General features: G+C 54.9%; 12 protein-coding genes and 3 pseudogenes. 12 read left to right on the top strand and 3 right to left on the bottom strand.

Going from position 1 to position 15,315, the window contains the following annotated elements:
* The first annotated feature begins 1 nt into the window (after position 1).
* The 10 genes and pseudogenes from ET810_RS09375 (at position 2) to ET810_RS09330 (ending at position 7,427) form a co-directional block, all read left to right on the top strand.
* A complete protein-coding gene (locus ET810_RS09375) occupies positions 2–304 on the top strand; it encodes an urease subunit gamma (protein WP_013912494.1) in 303 nt (100 codons plus the stop codon).
* A 31-nt stretch (positions 305–335) separates the two neighbouring features.
* Positions 336–647, top strand: a complete 312-nt coding sequence (locus ET810_RS09370; protein WP_087454657.1) for an urease subunit beta — start codon at positions 336–338, stop codon at positions 645–647.
* A 67-nt stretch (positions 648–714) separates the two neighbouring features.
* Positions 715–2,424, top strand: a complete 1,710-nt coding sequence (gene ureC, locus ET810_RS09365) for an urease subunit alpha (protein WP_087454656.1) — start codon at positions 715–717, stop codon at positions 2,422–2,424.
* A gap of 132 nt (positions 2,425–2,556) precedes the next feature.
* Complete coding sequence (ureE, locus tag ET810_RS09360) at positions 2,557–3,033, top strand: urease accessory protein UreE (RefSeq protein WP_087454949.1); 477 nt, start codon at positions 2,557–2,559, stop codon at positions 3,031–3,033.
* The gene (locus ET810_RS09355) at positions 3,014–3,733 is read left to right on the top strand and encodes an urease accessory protein UreF (RefSeq protein ID WP_087454655.1); all 720 of its coding nucleotides are present in this window, start codon (positions 3,014–3,016) and stop codon (positions 3,731–3,733) included. Before ureE ends, ET810_RS09355 begins: the two co-directional genes overlap by 20 nt.
* Before the next feature lie 26 nt (positions 3,734–3,759).
* Positions 3,760–4,374 (top strand): urease accessory protein UreG, encoded by a 615-nt coding sequence (ureG, locus tag ET810_RS09350; protein ID WP_087454654.1) that lies wholly within the window; start codon positions 3,760–3,762, stop codon positions 4,372–4,374.
* The gene (locus ET810_RS09345; RefSeq protein WP_087454653.1) at positions 4,375–5,253 is read left to right on the top strand and encodes an urease accessory protein UreD; all 879 of its coding nucleotides are present in this window, start codon (positions 4,375–4,377) and stop codon (positions 5,251–5,253) included.
* 289 nt (positions 5,254–5,542) lie between these two features.
* Positions 5,543–6,322: pseudogene (locus ET810_RS09340) on the top strand (FecCD family ABC transporter permease); the annotation flags it as partial.
* Positions 6,323–6,324: 2 nt separating this feature from the next.
* Positions 6,325–7,103: pseudogene (locus ET810_RS09335) on the top strand (ABC transporter ATP-binding protein).
* A gap of 14 nt (positions 7,104–7,117) precedes the next feature.
* Positions 7,118–7,427, top strand: a pseudogene (locus ET810_RS09330) (ArsR/SmtB family transcription factor).
* Here the strand turns inward: ET810_RS09330 and ET810_RS09325 are convergent.
* From ET810_RS09325 to ET810_RS09315, 3 genes are all read right to left on the bottom strand, one after another.
* Positions 7,424–8,083: a DUF1707 SHOCT-like domain-containing protein gene (locus ET810_RS09325; RefSeq protein WP_087454652.1), complete on the bottom strand. Its 660-nt coding sequence runs from the start codon at positions 8,081–8,083 to the stop codon at positions 7,424–7,426. The pseudogene ET810_RS09330 and the gene ET810_RS09325 sit on opposite strands and share 4 nt — an antisense overlap.
* A 120-nt stretch (positions 8,084–8,203) precedes the next feature.
* The gene (locus tag ET810_RS09320) at positions 8,204–10,750 is read right to left on the bottom strand and encodes a (Fe-S)-binding protein (RefSeq protein ID WP_134317678.1); all 2,547 of its coding nucleotides are present in this window, start codon (positions 10,748–10,750) and stop codon (positions 8,204–8,206) included.
* Between the two features lie 117 nt (positions 10,751–10,867).
* A complete protein-coding gene (locus ET810_RS09315; protein ID WP_087454650.1) occupies positions 10,868–11,368 on the bottom strand; it encodes an oxidoreductase in 501 nt (166 codons plus the stop codon).
* Between the two features lie 238 nt (positions 11,369–11,606).
* Between ET810_RS09315 and ET810_RS09310 the strand changes: the two genes are divergently transcribed.
* Both ET810_RS09310 and ET810_RS09305 read left to right on the top strand, forming a co-directional pair.
* Positions 11,607–13,211, top strand: a complete 1,605-nt coding sequence (locus ET810_RS09310; protein ID WP_087454649.1) for an inorganic phosphate transporter — start codon at positions 11,607–11,609, stop codon at positions 13,209–13,211.
* Between the two features lie 360 nt (positions 13,212–13,571).
* Entirely contained in the window at positions 13,572–15,212 is a 1,641-nt protein-coding gene (locus tag ET810_RS09305) for an ABC transporter substrate-binding protein (protein ID WP_087454648.1), read from the top strand.
* Positions 15,213–15,315 lie beyond the last annotated feature (103 nt).

The raw sequence follows: 15,315 nt of genomic DNA, 5'->3' as shown, positions 1-15,315 counted from the left end.
CATGCACCTCACCCAACGTGAACAAGATAAGCTCATGATCGTTGTGGCTGCTGACGTGGCTCGACGTCGTAAAGAGCGCGGCCTCAAGCTCAACCACCCAGAAGCAGTTGCGCTTATCACCGCTGAGCTCTTGGAAGGGGCCCGCGATGGTAAAACCGTGGCTCAGCTTATGTGCGAGGGCGTGACTATCTTGACTCGCGATGAAGTCATGGAAGGCGTACCGGAGATGATCTCCGATGTTCAGGTAGAAGCCACCTTCCCCGATGGAACCAAGCTGGTTACCGTCCACAAACCGATTCGCTAACAGCGCTGAAGCTTTAAGGAGACACAACAACATGATCCCTGGTGAGTACTTCATCTCTGATGCTGCCCCCATCATCATGAACGAAGGCCGCGAAGCCATCACAATCGTGGTGACTAACAAAGGCGACCGTCCAGTACAGGTTGGTTCGCACTTCCACTTCGCTGAGGCGAACTCCGAGCTGGAATTCGACCGCGAAGCAGCTATGGGCAAGCGCCTCGACATCCCGGCTGGTACCGCAGTGCGCCTCGAACCGGGTGACTCGCGCACCGTTAACCTCATCGATTTCGCTGGTACACGTGAAGTCTATGGGTTCAACAACAAAGTCAACGGAAAACTTGACTAACCTGCGCAGGCATTCAAAATACAACCCCACAAACAGCGCACATTAAGGTTTAGAGGAGCAAAGCACAATGTCTTTTGAAATGAGTCGGCGCCAGTACGCAGAACTGAATGGTCCGACCACCGGCGACGGAATCCGTTTGGCTGATACAGAGCTCATTGCCGTTGTCGAAAAAGATCTTACTCAGTACGGCGACGAGGTTTCCTTCGGCGGCGGAAAAGTTATCCGCGACGGCATGGGCCAAAACTCGCGCGTCGAGGCAGATCAGGTCCCAGACCTGGTTATCACGAACACCATTATCGTGGACTACACCGGCATTTACTCTGCTGATATTGCTGTGAAAGACGGCAAGATCATGAAGATCGGTAAAGCTGGCAACCCCGATATTATGGACAACATCGACATCATCGTCGGTGTAGGAACCGAAGTTATCGGCGGCGAAGGCAAGATTGTCACCGCTGGTGCTATTGATACGCACATCCACTTCATTTCCCCAGAACAGGTGGAAGCAGCACTAGACAACGGTACGACCACCCTCATCGGTGGCGGAACGGGTCCAGTGGACTCCACCAACGCTACGACCGTTACCGCAGGTGCCGGCAACATCACCAAGATGATCGAGGCTTCTCGTGACTTCTCCGTGAACGTCGGTTTCTTGGGCAAGGGCCACGCCTCCAACACCGAGCGTCTGCGCGAGCAGATCCGTGCAGGTGCTATTGGTCTGAAGATTCACGAGGACTGGGGCGCTACCGCTAACACCATCGACAACGCACTGACTGTTGCCGATGAGATGGACATTCAGGTTGCTATCCACACCGATACCCTGAACGAGGGCGGCTTTGCCGACAACACCATTGCGGCTTTTAAAGACCGCGTTATCCACACCTTCCACACCGAAGGTGCTGGCGGCGGACACGCTCCGGACATCCTGAAGGTAGCTGGTCTTCCTAACGTTCTCCCGGCATCCACCAACCCAACCCTTCCGTTCACCGTGAACACGATGGATGAGCACCTTGACATGATCATGGTGTGCCACCACCTCAACTCTGACCTCCCTGAGGACATTGCATTCGCTGATTCACGTATCCGTAAGGAAACCATTGCAGCAGAAGACGTCTTGCACGATATGGGCGTTTTGGCAATCACCTCTTCTGACTCCCAGGCAATGGGCCGCGTCGGCGAGGTTGTCCTGCGCACGTGGCAGGTTGCTCACCGCATGAAGCAGCAGCGTGGACCGCTTGAGGGCGATACCGCTACCAACGATAACGAGCGCATCAAGCGTTACATCGCTAAGTACACCATTAACCCAGCTATTGCGTCTGGCGTTGCAGATACCATCGGTTCTGTTGAAGAAGGCAAGCTAGCTGACCTGGTTGTTTGGGATCCTGCTTACTTCGGTGTGAAGCCAAGCATCGTGATCAAGTCCGGCATCATCGCTCGCTCCATCATGGGCGACGCTAACGCTTCGATCCCGACCCCGCAGCCACGTACCATGCGTTACTCCTATGGTGCTCGCGGTGCAGCTGCTGGTCGTACCTCGGTTACCTTCCTCTCCACGGCAGCTTTCGAAGCTGGCGTACCGGAGAAGCTTGGTATTGATCGTAAGTTCGTTGAAGCAAAGAACATGCGAGAGATCTCCAAGGCTGATCTGAAGCACAACAATGCAAACCCAGATATCAAGGTTGATCCAGAGACCTATGAGCTGACGGTTGACGGTGAGAAGATCACTTCTGAGGCTGCTACAGAGCTGCCGATGACTCAGCGTTACTTCCTGTTCTAGTATTGATCCGGATAGTCACCGGAATGTCCTCACATATGTGGACAATTCGCTGGGATTAGGGAATGAGGCGGAGCCGGTGTGAGTAACACTGGTTCCGCCTTTTTTAACGAACTTCGCAGAAAGCATTTTAAAATGATTATTACTGAGATACAGGGCAATCTGAATGACCTGGAATCAGCAGAGCGTGATGCATTGGAATCGGATGCAGTCGTCTTTGATAACGAGACACGGCTAAAGCGCGTGCAGCGTGTGACCACGGAAAGTGGCGCAGAGCATGCATTGCGTTTGGGCAATGAGCTCCGTGAGATCAAGGATGGTGATATCCTGGCCAAGGAAGACAACAAGGTGATTGTGGCTCGAATCGCCGCCACCGATGTCTTGGTTATCACCCCCCGCGATATTCGAGAAGCTTTGGCTGTCGCTCATACTCTGGGCAATCGACACCTGCAGGCTCAGTTCTTTGACCAGGACAGCGCCTTTGGTAAGCCTGCTATGGTAGTGCGTTTTGACCACACAGTAGAGCACTACCTGGAGCACGTGGGCGTGGAATACACGCGCGGCGACTATGTTATGCCTGAGGCATTCCGTCATGCAGAGCATAGCCACTAGTGCCCGGACCGAGTTGGTTATTTGGCACCTTACTGACTCGGCTCTACCCACTGGCGGATTCGCGCATTCTGCAGGTCTAGAGACATTCATCCAGTCCGATGAAGTCCACGACCCGGATTCCTATAAACACTGGTTGCATGGTTATTTGCGGCAGGCCAGCTTTGCCGAGGCTCTAGCGGTGCGTTTTGCCGTCGAACTCGTACAGTCTGAGCTGGACTTTGCGGAGGCACAGGCTTCTTTGAAAGAGCTGGATCAGTTGGTTCACTCTTGCCAAACTCCTAAGCAGGTGCGTACTTCCATGAATTCCATGGGAAAGCGCATGTCCAAGGTCGCAGCTACCATTTCTCCCGATCAACCCATGGTGGCGGAGTACTGTCGTGCCGTAGCCGCAGGAGAGATGCGCGGAAATCCCGCTATCGCTGCTGGCTTGGTTCTTGGTTCTGAAGGAGTTTCTCCGGAGCGAGCCGTCATGGCGTATCTCATGCAGATGGCTAATTCCATGACGCAGAATGCTATCCGTGCGATTCCTCTAGGCCAGGACGCTGGACAGCGGGTGCTAGTAAGCGCTTACAACGCTGTCATGCAGGCGGCAGAGATGACTATGTCTCACGGAGTAGCGGATTTGTGTGTAGTCGCCCCACGGCTAGAAGTTGCGCAGATGCAGCACGAGATGCTGCGTAGTCGCATGTTTATGTCTTAAAAAGAAGATTGAAGGAAAGTTCTACGATGAGTGTTATTAAAATTGGTGTTGGCGGTCCAGTCGGGTCGGGTAAGACTGCATTAATTGAGCGAATCACCCGCGCGCTGGATGGCGAGATCTCCATGGCTGCCATTACTAATGATATCTACACCACCGAGGACGCAAAGATCCTCGCGCGCGAAGGCCTTCTGCCAGAGGATCGCATTATTGGTGTGGAAACCGGTGGTTGCCCACATACGGCTATCCGTGAGGATACGTCGATGAATGATGCAGCTTTTGAAGAGCTCGTGAAGCGTCACCCTAATCTTGAGTTGGTCTTCATGGAGTCGGGTGGAGACAACTTGTCTGCAACCTTCAGCCCTGAGCTCGTGGATTTCTCTATCTACATCATTGACGTTGCTCAAGGCGAGAAGATTCCGCGCAAGGCAGGTCAGGGCATGATCAAGTCTGATTTGTTTGTGATTAACAAGACTGACCTTGCTCCACACGTGGGTGCAGACTTGAAGGTGATGGAAGATGACTCCAAGGTCTTCCGCGGCAATAAGCCTTTTGTGCTCACAAACCTCAAGACGGACGAGGGCCTGGACAAGGTCATCGATTGGATCCGCCATGACGTGTTAATGCTTGACCTGGCGGATTAAATGTGGGACGTAGCTAAAGGAATTTTTGAGCACGATCCGCCTCATGAGGAGATGGGCGTGCTTGAACTGGGCGTTGGGCTCAGTGGCGGAAAGTCGATCGCAAAGACCCAGTATCACACTCGGGCGCTAAAGATCGCTCGCCCGCACTATCTTGATGACTCGGGACAGGTGTACTACATCATTGTTAACCCGGGTGGCGGATACGTGGGCGGCGATGCGTATCGACTCAAGCTTGAGGTGGACTCTGGTGCCTCGATGCTGTTGACTGATCAGTCGGCCGCCAAGGTTTACCGCACGCCTGGTGACTTTGTAGTCCAGAATATTGAGATAAAAGTGGCTGCTGGCGCCGTTCTGGAATACGTCCCCGATCAGTTGATCTTGTATCGGGATGCGGATTTCCGTCAGCAGATTACTGCGGACGTTCATCCAGAAGGAGCGCTGTTCATCTCTGACGTGATCACCCCTGGTTGGTCGCCCGAGGGTGAGAAGTTCTTGTATCGTCAGGTGCATATTCGTTCTGTTGTGCGGATGGACGGCGAGGTTGTTTTGGTGGACAACCTGCGGATTAACCCATTGGAAGCGGAGTTTGCTCAAGACGCCGACCTGATGATGGGCGGAAAAACCCACGTCGCGACTGCAATTTGCTTTGATCCGAGTATCGATACTGAGTTCATTGAGGCAGTGCGAGAGCGTGTTTCAGCGCATTCTGCAGGGAACCCAGATATGGTTGCGGCGATTTCCGAATGCGATAGGCCGGGATTTGTGCTTAGGGCTTTGGGCAATCGCACGGAGGAATTGATGGAATTGATTCTTGACGTTGCGCACGTTGTTCGCAGTAGGACACGAGGACAAGGTCCTATTAACTTGCGTCAATACTAAGAGACGCAGACAGGCGAGAACACTGTACTTGAGTTCTGATGCTTAAATACAGAGGATGTTTGGCGGGTAGCGCATGAGCTACCCGCCAAACTTGTATGTGAGGGGCGTACGACTTGCACTGTCAATCAACTCATTGATAATCTTTGGCGCAGATGGCCGAAGTGGAAACTGAGGCTGTCACGCTATCGCAAAAATTTGATACTCAATGCTGGAACTTGACTGGTCTCAAGGGTGATTAAGGTCGCATTTACTCTCCCTGCGCTAAGGAAAGTGTGGTTTTGGGCGAAAAGGTTTGTTTTTGGCGGGCGCGTGCTTGCAAACTGTCACGCATAATCCGCTAGCGGAACCTTATCTTCTGGGCATCAGCGGCGGCGCTTCTGTGGGCGCAGTTGTTGTTCTGGTTATCGGAACCCAAGGAGTGCTGGGCCTTACGGCTGGCGCCGCACTGGGTGGCCTGGGATCCTTTTTGGTGCTGTTGATGCTGTTGCGGGGCTCGGGCTTCCAGTCCCAACAGGTGGTTCTTGCAGGTGTGCTGGTCGGTCAGTTTGCTCAGGCCGTGACGTTCCTGATCATGATGGGCAAGGGCGACGCGGATTCTAGCCAGGCCGTGATGGCCTGGCTCATGGGTGCGTTGGGTTCTTCGCGTCAAGACGGACTGTTGGTGACAGACATAGTGTGTACGACGGCGATCGTCGCTTTGTGGGCGTTGTCGCGTCATCTAGATACGCTGCGGCTTGGCGACGCCACCGCGCACACCATGGGCGTCCCCGTAGTGCTGACGCGGGGCGCGGTCCTGGTGATCGTTGCCCTTATGACGTCCGTTACGGTTGCCTCGGTGGGTGCTATCGGGTTCGTGGGACTTATCGTTCCTCATGCGGTTCGGCTGGTAGTAGGCAGCGCGCACGTGCGGATAATCCCCATAAGCGCCCTGGTAGGGGCAATTCTGCTGGTGGTCGCAGATGCGATTGCTCGTTCTTTGTTTAAAGGGCAGGAACTCCCGGTAGGAATTATTACTGCTCTCATTGGTGTTCCGATCTTCTTCCTTTTATGGAAGAAAGGAAAGAAATAACCTTGATACATCTCAGAAATGTCGGTGTTAGTTACGACGATACCGCCGCAGTGCATCGTGTGACCGCGACGCTGCAACCAGGCACGATCACGGCGTTGGTTGGGCCTAACGGTAGTGGAAAATCCACGTTGTTAAATGCGGTGGCGGGAGTCGTCCCTTTCACTGGTGACGTCGTTTTTGATGATAAGCCTCTCGCTCGCATGCCGGCTCGGCAACGAGTTGAGACCGTGGCCTATGTTCCCCAGGTAGCTACGCTCAATGGGGATATGACGGTGGTCGATTTTGTGGGGCTGGGTGCTGTTGCCGGCCGAGGAATCTTCCACCGTAGGACTAAACGGGATCACGACCGGGTTGCTCACGCGTTAGAGCTGCTTGGGATGGAAAACCTAGCTGAGCGCCAGTGGAGCGAGCTTTCCGGTGGTCAGCAGCAGCGCGTCTCTATTGCGCGCGGCCTGGCGCAGGGCGCACGTGTGTTGCTTCTCGACGAACCCACCAACCACCTGGACATCGAGCACCAGTTGACTTTGCTCCAGGTCCTGCACCGGTTGGTCACTCACGAGGGGCTGACTGTAGTGGCGGTTATGCATGACTTGGGACTGGTGGCGCGATATGCTGATACTGCCCTTATCCTGCACTCTGGACGTTGTGTCGCAGAGGGGCCGGTAGACACTGTTTTATCGTCTTTATCGTCAAGCAATATTGCTGAGTTTTCAACGTAGAAGCAAAGATTCTCCGTTCTCCCGAAGGCGCCGCTGCCTTGTTGGCGGCCGCCCCGAGATAAATGAGGTACGCCGCATGTATGACCTTTTGGAACAAGCCGACGACTGGTCTGGTTATTTTAAACTCATGGGGGACCGGACCCGGCTGCGCATTCTCGTAGTTTTGCACTATGCAGGGCCGCGGGCCACCACGGTCACTGAGATAGCCGAGGCCGCGGGGGTTCGGGTCCCTACCGCGTCAGGCGCGCTGCGCGCCATGGAGCATATGGGCGCGATCAAGGAAGAACACTTTGGCCGTGAGGTCGTATTCGCTTGTCGACGAGCGCATCCACGGGATACTGCATGACATTGGAATGCGTCACGGCAAGGACAAACACCAACACTAACTGTTCTTTTTGCCTCGGAACCGTTTAAGAGCGTCGGTTGCTAGTTCTGTGGCGATGCTGTTGAGCTCCTCTTGCTTGCGCTTGCGCTCTGCACGGGCGAGCGCTCGCTGCTGTGCATTCTGGTTCTCAATGGCAAAGACCTGTTGTTGCTGAAGCAACCGGGCTTGTTTCATCCGCTGGCGGTCAAGTTTGAGGCGGCTGGGCGCATGCCAAGATTCAGGGCCGAGCTTTAACACGTAAAGCATGATGAAGACCATGGGAACGAGCATGACCCATACAGGGGAAGCCGTGAGCCCGGTAAGCGTGATTGCTGCTACTCCGGTAAGACCGAGGATTCCGCCACGGATATTGCGACCTCTGGAATAAGCATTATCGATCTCGTTAGGCGAATATGTATCGGGGAAATGGGGTTCCTGCGCGCTTGGTGCTGGCAGGAAGGCGGAAGGATCGTTTGCTTTAGGAGCGTGTGCGGCGGGGAGATCGTCGAAAAGCAAAGAAATGTCGGATCGGGTAACCGCTTGTGTGACCTGATTAAGACGTTCATCGTATTCTTCAAACGAGAGTCGGCCGGCAGCAAAATGTACTCCCAGGTCGTCCATCGCTTGGGTGCGTTCGGCATCGCCGATGCGGTAATCGGGTTGATACGGGTTCGTCATCGCAATCGGGCCACCTATCTGCGCTTGTAGACTATGTTGCTGGTCGAAGTAAAAGCGCTTACCCCGACCACGTAAGACAAACGTATAACACTGCCAAAAAGTTCCGACACCTGCGGAGAACTACTGTTCCTCGGAAGCATCCTCAGGATACGCCGATTGTTTTCCCGGCGGTATAGCCGTGGGCGGCCCAGCGATGGGAGGCATTGCCGCGGGAGGCGCTGCCACAGGAGGTATTGCCGCCGCGGGCGGGCCTGCCGGTGGAATCACAGCTGGGGGAACCGCCACTGGTGGTACTGGCATGGGCGGAACTCCCGGAGTCGGCACCTGTGGGGGCTGCGGGACTGGTGGGGTGCCACCTGGCGGGGTGGGGATCGTCGGAGCCGGAATTGATGGCGGCTGTGGCGCGGCCGGAGGTGCTGCAGCGGGTTGAGTCTTGGGCGGCTCAGGTGTAGTTGCGGGCTTCTTCTTTGGCTGGCGGACAGGTGGATCCAGGAATACCCGTTCCTTGGGTTCGGGTAGTTGGCCGTCGATAAGCACGGAATCACGGAGCATCAGCGCTACGTCGTGGACCTTGGGGGCTTCTTGTGTGTCGGCAACGGATTTAACGCCAGTGCTGAGCATGGAGTTACAGAAGGGGCAGCCCACGGCGATTTCTTGAGCACCAGTCTTGATGGCTTCAGCCGCACGGTTTTCATTGATGCGGGTGCCGAGCTTTTCCTCCATAAACATCCGGGCGCCGCCAGCACCGCAGCAGAATCCCTCGTTTTTGGTTCTCTCCATCTCGGTGAGCTCCATCCCCGTTGCGTTAAGAAGCTCGCGGGGTGGGTCGAAGATCTTATTGTGGCGGCCCAGGAAGCACGGGTCGTGATACGCGATGGGCTTGCGGTCTTCAGGCCGGCGCGGAATAGGAGTGAGGAGCTTTTCCCGCACCAGGCGATTGAGCAGCTGGGTGTGGTGGAAAACGTCAAAGTGTCCATCAAAATCCGGGTACTCGTTGCGCAGCGTGTTAAAACAGTGCGGGCACGTGGTGATAATTTTACGGCTGCCTCGTGGAACGCCATCGAAAACGTCGTTGAGGGTATCCACATTTTCTGCGGCGAGCATCTGGAAGAGGAACTCGTTTCCGGCGCGGCGCGCGGGGTCACCGGTGCAGGTTTCCCCTTTGGAAAGCACCGCGAATTTAACGCCAGCGACGTGTAGCAGCTCAACGACGGCGCGCGTCGTTTTCTTGCCGTCCTCGTCAAAGGCGCCTGCGCAGCCCACCCAGAAGAGATACTCAGTGTCGGAGAAGTCCGTAATATCCTCGCCCAGTACGGGTACCTCGATGCCATCGCGGCGGGCTTCGTCGATCCAGGTCTTCCGTTCGACGGAGTTTCTTCCCCACGGGTTGCCTTTAGTCTCAAGGTTCTTAAACATCCCCGTCAGCTCGGAGGGGAACTCGGATTCCGCGAGGACCTGGAAGCGTCGAAGATTAGCGATGTGATCGATGTGTTCTATGTCTACGGGGCATTGCTCGACACAGGCTCCGCAGTTGGTGCAGGACCACAAAACATCGGGGGAGATGACCTGTGCTTCTCCTACTAACTTGAGCACGTCGACGTTAGCGTGGGAATCATCCGCGGCAAAGGTGGTGGGGTCTTGTAAATAAGAGGACTGTGCGACCGCAGCGTCACGAATATCAGTGATAAAGAGCTTCGGACTGAGGGGCTTTTCTGTATGCCATGCGGGGCACTGCTCTTGGCATCGGCCGCATTCGGTGCAGGTGGTGGCGTCGAGAAGCATCTTCCACGGCGCATCTATAAGGCTGCCTACGCCGAGGCTGTCCTCTTCTTCCACGTTGTCCATCGTGAGCTGCTTGGTACCCGAATACATCGGCTGCAGTTTGCCTAGTGCCGGGCTGCCGTCGGGGTTGCGTTGGAAGAAGATGTTGAAGAATGCCAGGAACCTATGCCACGCCACACCCCAGGTCAGGTTGTGGGCAACGACGATGAGCCACACCATGCCGCTGAGCAGTTTCACCAGGGCAAAGGCACTGACCAGAACTGGACTGCTGGGGAGCAGCTTGGCCAGGTATATCGTGGAAAAATCCGCCCAGGCGGAGCCATCCCCAAACGTAGCGATTTTGGCAGCTTTCACCAGAACCATGCCGAGGCCCTCGACAAAGACAACAGCCTCCACAAAGTAGGCCGCCTTGGCATTGGAGCCATAGAAACGGGAAAAACGGCTGTGTACGCCTGCATTGAGGCGAACAAGAATGAGGAAAAGAATCCCGAAAACGGTGCCCAGGGCCAGGATTTCTTCCGCAAGATGGTACACGCGCCAATGAGAGAGGAAAGGCCAGCCGCCTGCCGGGTTAAAGGTTTGGATATATGCCTCGAACCACACGATAGCGCCGAAGAGGAATCCCAGCATGACAAACCAGTGGGCGACAGCTACCGCTGGTTTGCGCATGAGTTCGGTGTGGAAGAAGACTTCCTTAAACGTTTGCCAAGCTCTGCGCACGGGGTTATGCGTGCGCCCTGGGGACGGTTGCCCAGAAGCAATGAAAGAGTAAAGACGCCATGTCGCGCGGAGGAAGAAAAACCACGCGGGGAGCGATAAGACGATGCCGAAGACGCCCAGCACAACAGTAGTGGGCGTGACTGCGCTGGCTACTGCAAGCGGCATACGGTAAATCACGATCCTTGAGGGAAACAGCTAAAACGGGATGAGTACTGCTTTCTACCTTAAGGTAATCGTTGGCGCAGGCCGATAACTAGCAAGCGGTGGCTTGCATTAGTTAAGTCAGAAGCAGACGGGGGCTCCTTGAGCAGTATGGACTGCACGCTGCCATGCGTCCAAGTCGCGGCCGGTGAGCAGCAATGAGGCATCGGCCCAGATGGTGTGCACAATTCCACGTTCTTTGAGGGCCTCGACCAAGTCTTTTCTTCCTAGTCGCTTCCTCTCCTGTGCATAGTCGCTGCGTGAGGATAACGCTTCTAAGACTGCATGACGGACGTCAACGGCATCGGCAAAATCGGCGATAATGACCGAATCGTAATAGTCCTCCAAACGGGTCTCCGCTAGGACGTCGGGGTGGATATTCCCGATGACGCGGATGGAAGAGCGCACGCCTGAGCCGCGAGGTTGCTGTGGGGTTTGCGCAAAAGGACTGATCCCGGCGGGGACGGGGGAATCGTTAATAAGGTCGACCCGGATTGCTTGCGGACACTGCAGGAGCAGATCGGAGGCATAGAGACCAGTTGCGTTAGCGCCGATGACGGCGATGCGAAATGTAGCGGACATTGCTGGTTACCTTTCTGCTCGTGCTGTGCTTTACGACGTAAAAACCCGCCATTATCCTGGGTAAACCATAGATAGACAGATTAGTATTGAATTTTAACACCAGATTGTCTGTCTGGGGAGTGTTCAGGTGTGAAACGGGGGAGGTTTATCGTGGTAAACGCTGCTGGGGTTAACTTTCTGTTTACCTTGATCATGTTGGCTATCGGAGGAATGACTGACTCGAGAAAGTAGAGCGACAATGGCGGACAGCACTATGCTGACCACACCATCCACTGAGGATGCCGGTTCAGATCGATGGTGGCACCTTACTTTTGGTGGACTTTTAGCGATTACGCTGATCGTTTTCATCCTGTGGTCATTCGGCTACGTGGGTGATACCGCTAACAAAGGCATTTTGATTACCACGATTTTGTTCGGCGTTTTCATGGCCTTCAATATCGGCGGTAATGACGTAGCCAATTCCTTTGGCACCTCGGTGGGTGCTGGAACCCTCACGATGAAACAGGCCCTGGTTATCGCGGCTATCTTTGAGGTTTCTGGTGCGGTTCTTGCAGGTGGTGAGGTTACCGATACGGTGAAATCCGGGATCGTTGACCTTAATGCCATTGACCTTAGTCCGCACCATTTTGCCTTCATTATGATGGCCTCCCTCTTGGGGGCTGCGGTGTGGTTGCTGGCGGCTACCCGCATGGGCTGGCCGGTATCCACGACTCACTCGATCATCGGCGGTATCGTCGGAGCCTCCCTTGTGCTGGGCTTCACCCAAAGCCTTGGCGGCTGGGAGATGGTGCAATGGGGTGAAATTGGCCAGATCGCATTGTCGTGGGTTCTCTCACCTGTGTTAGGTGGGCTGGCTGCGTGGCTTCTCTTCGGCTTTATTAAAAAGCACATTCTGGTTTATAACCAGGATGCAGACGAGCAATTGCGGCAAATTAAAACCGACCGTATTGAGCTGCACAAGTCTTTCAAGGCCTCTTTCGAGCGTTTGAATGAGATTCAACAGCTCGCATACACCAATGCCATGACGCGCGACGCCGCTTTGATTCAGGAGCGCGATTTTGACCCTAGCGAGCTAGAGTCCGAGTACTACCGCGATCTTTATCGCATTAATCACCGTCGCGATAACCTCAACACCCATCAGGCCCTGGAAAACTGGGTTCCCTTGCTTGCCGCGGGTGGCGCAGCCCTCATCGGCGCCATGATGCTCTTCAAGGGACTAAAGAACCTTAACCTGCACATCAGTACGCTGGGGAATGTCCTGATCCTGGGAATGATCTCTGCCGTTGTGTGGATGGCGGTGCTGATTTTTTCTCGGACTCTCAAGCAGCAAGAGCTCTCCCGGGCCACGTTTGTCATCTTCTCCTGGATGCAGGTCTTTACGGCATCGGCATTCGCCTTTTCCCATGGTTCTAATGACATCGCGAATGCGATTGGCCCGTTCTCTGCAGTGCTAGATGTCTTGCGGACTGACAGTATTAACGGCAAGGCTGCTGTTCCTACCGCACTGATGGTTACCTGCGGTGTCGCGTTGATCGCAGGCCTGTGGTTTATCGGGCGCTATGTGATTCATACGGTGGGATCGGGGCTTACGGAGATGCATCCGGCGTCCGGGTTCTCTGCTGAGTTGGCTGCGGCTGCGGTTGTGATGGGTTCCTCGGTTCTGGGCCTTCCGGTGTCTTCTACTCACATCCTGATTGGCGCAATTCTGGGTATCGGCATTGTGAATAAAGCTGCCAACTGGCGCCTGATGAAGCCCATCGCGATGGCCTGGGTGATTACGCTTCCGGCTGCGGCTTTTGTATCCGGTATGGCCGTGCTTGTTTTGAATGCTATTTGGGGATAGTGACGATAGCTTTCCACCATTGATCAACTCTAGCCTCGGAGCAACCAGCTTCGGGGCTTTAAGTTTTGTGTTAAGAAAGCTTGTGGACGCGAGGCTGGGATTGGGTAAATGCTGATCGTATGCCCCTGAAACATGCGTAAAAATAAAGGCTCCGACTGGCCTGTAGACAACGCAATGAGTGAGATATGTAGGATGTAAAACACATTGTGTCTCTTCTCACTAAAACTAAAGTTGGTGGTAAGGCTGTATATCGAGGCTCAGGCATGCCAAGACTAAGTTTCTGATATTGAAATTCAATTGACTTCTTGATAGTTTTTTCTAAATAATACCTAACCCTTCATTCTTAGGAAAGATCTTTCTATGCGACGTTCCCCCTCGTTCCTTGCGCTGTGCTCTAAGCGCAGTGGAGCAGCACTCTTGTCCATGGCCCTTGCTGGAAGCGTTCTTGTTGCTTGCGGCGACCCTAGCCACAAAGAAGCGAGCGGCGAGGAAGGGTACCCGTCTCGCATTGTGCTAGCTGACCGGGAAGCAGGCGATGGTTTCCATCCTGCGACAGGCTATGGTCAAACAGGTGTGAGCCCGGTATATGACGGCTTGCTGCGCCCAGAATCAGCAGGTCCAGATCGAATCCCGAACTTTGTTCCTGCTTTGGCTTCTGCAATGCCTGAGCACAACGCGGATGCCACTGAGTGGACGGTCAAGCTGCGCGAGGGCGTGAAGTTCAGTGATGGCTCGGACTTTGATGCTCAAGACGTGAAGGCCTCCTACGACATGGCCCGCAACATTGATGCAGGTTCGCAGATCGTTGCTCGCTATGAGGTCATCAAAGAGGTAGAGGTCAAGGATCCGCACACCGTGGTGTTCAAGTTGAACCACCCACTCGCGGAGATGAATTCACGGCTGCTCTACGCCATCGCTCCTTCTGAGAAGTTGAAGGCGGACGGGCCTATCACCAAGGCGGAGCTGAATACTAAGCCCGTGGGCACCGGCGCTTATAAGCTGGTGGAAAACCGTGGCGACGAGGTTGTATTTAAGGCTAATGAGGATTACTGGGCTGGGGCTCCTCAGGTTAAAGAGATCGTTGTGACCACTGCTTCTGACGACACGGCGCGTGCACAGCGCGTTGCTGCCGGGGAAGTCGACGGCGCTGCCATTCCTCCGGCACAGGTCAAGTCTGTGAAGGGCAAAGACGGCATTGACGTTGTCTCTACCAAGACGGCTGACTGGCGCGGAATTTCCTTCCCCAAGGTTCCTGAGCTGCAAGATCCTAAGGTGCGCCAGGCTCTCAACTTTGCTGTGGATCGTCAGGCATTCGTGGACGGGCCACTGGGTGGCTACGGCACAACCCTGGAGACCCTGATCTCCCCGCTGTACGGTGACGCACACGACTCGTCGAAGACTTTCGGCTACGACGTAGCTAAGGCAGAGAAGCTTCTCGACGAAGCCGGCTGGAAGAAGAACGCCGCAGGTATGCGCGAGAAGGACGGCAAGCCCTTCCACGTCACCCTCTACTACGCATCTAGCGATACCACGCGTCGCGACATCGCTATTGAGTTTGCTTCCCAGATGAAGAAGCTTGGTCTGGATTTTGAGACCAAGGCTGGAACCTGGGATGAAATCGGACCTGTTTTGGGCAAAGCAGCAGCAGTGCTGGGCGGCGGTTCGGCTCCTTATGACGTCACCATCATGGCGTACGAGTACCTGCACACCCGTACACCTTCTACCAGCAAGTGGGCTAACCCCGGCGACTACGGATCTGAGGAGCTGAATAAGCTTCTCGACGAAGCCCGCAGCGAGGTAGACACCGCTAAGCGCAACAAGCTGTGGCAGAAGGCCCAGGCAATGTACATGGATGATCCGTCAGCTCTGTGCCTGCTCAACCTTGAGCATGTGTATGCAAGCAAGCACAACGAGTGGAAGAAGCCAGAGAACCTACTTGAGCCTCACATTCATGGTGTCACCTGGGGACCATGGTGGCGTGTTGCCGAGTGGACCAAGTAAGCCACCCCATCTTTTGACGTATAGCTCCGTGCGTTTTGGCACTGGAGCTATACGCATTCTCTACGGAAGGATCTTTTTCAGTGTTGTTGCCTGGAAGAAGAGA

It is taken from the genome of Corynebacterium silvaticum, from assembly GCF_004382825.2.
In the GTDB taxonomy this organism is placed as follows: Bacteria; Actinomycetota; Actinomycetes; order Mycobacteriales; family Mycobacteriaceae; genus Corynebacterium; species Corynebacterium silvaticum.
The sequence above is the reverse complement of the archived record's forward strand: the minus strand, read 5'-3'. Positions and strand labels throughout refer to the sequence as shown.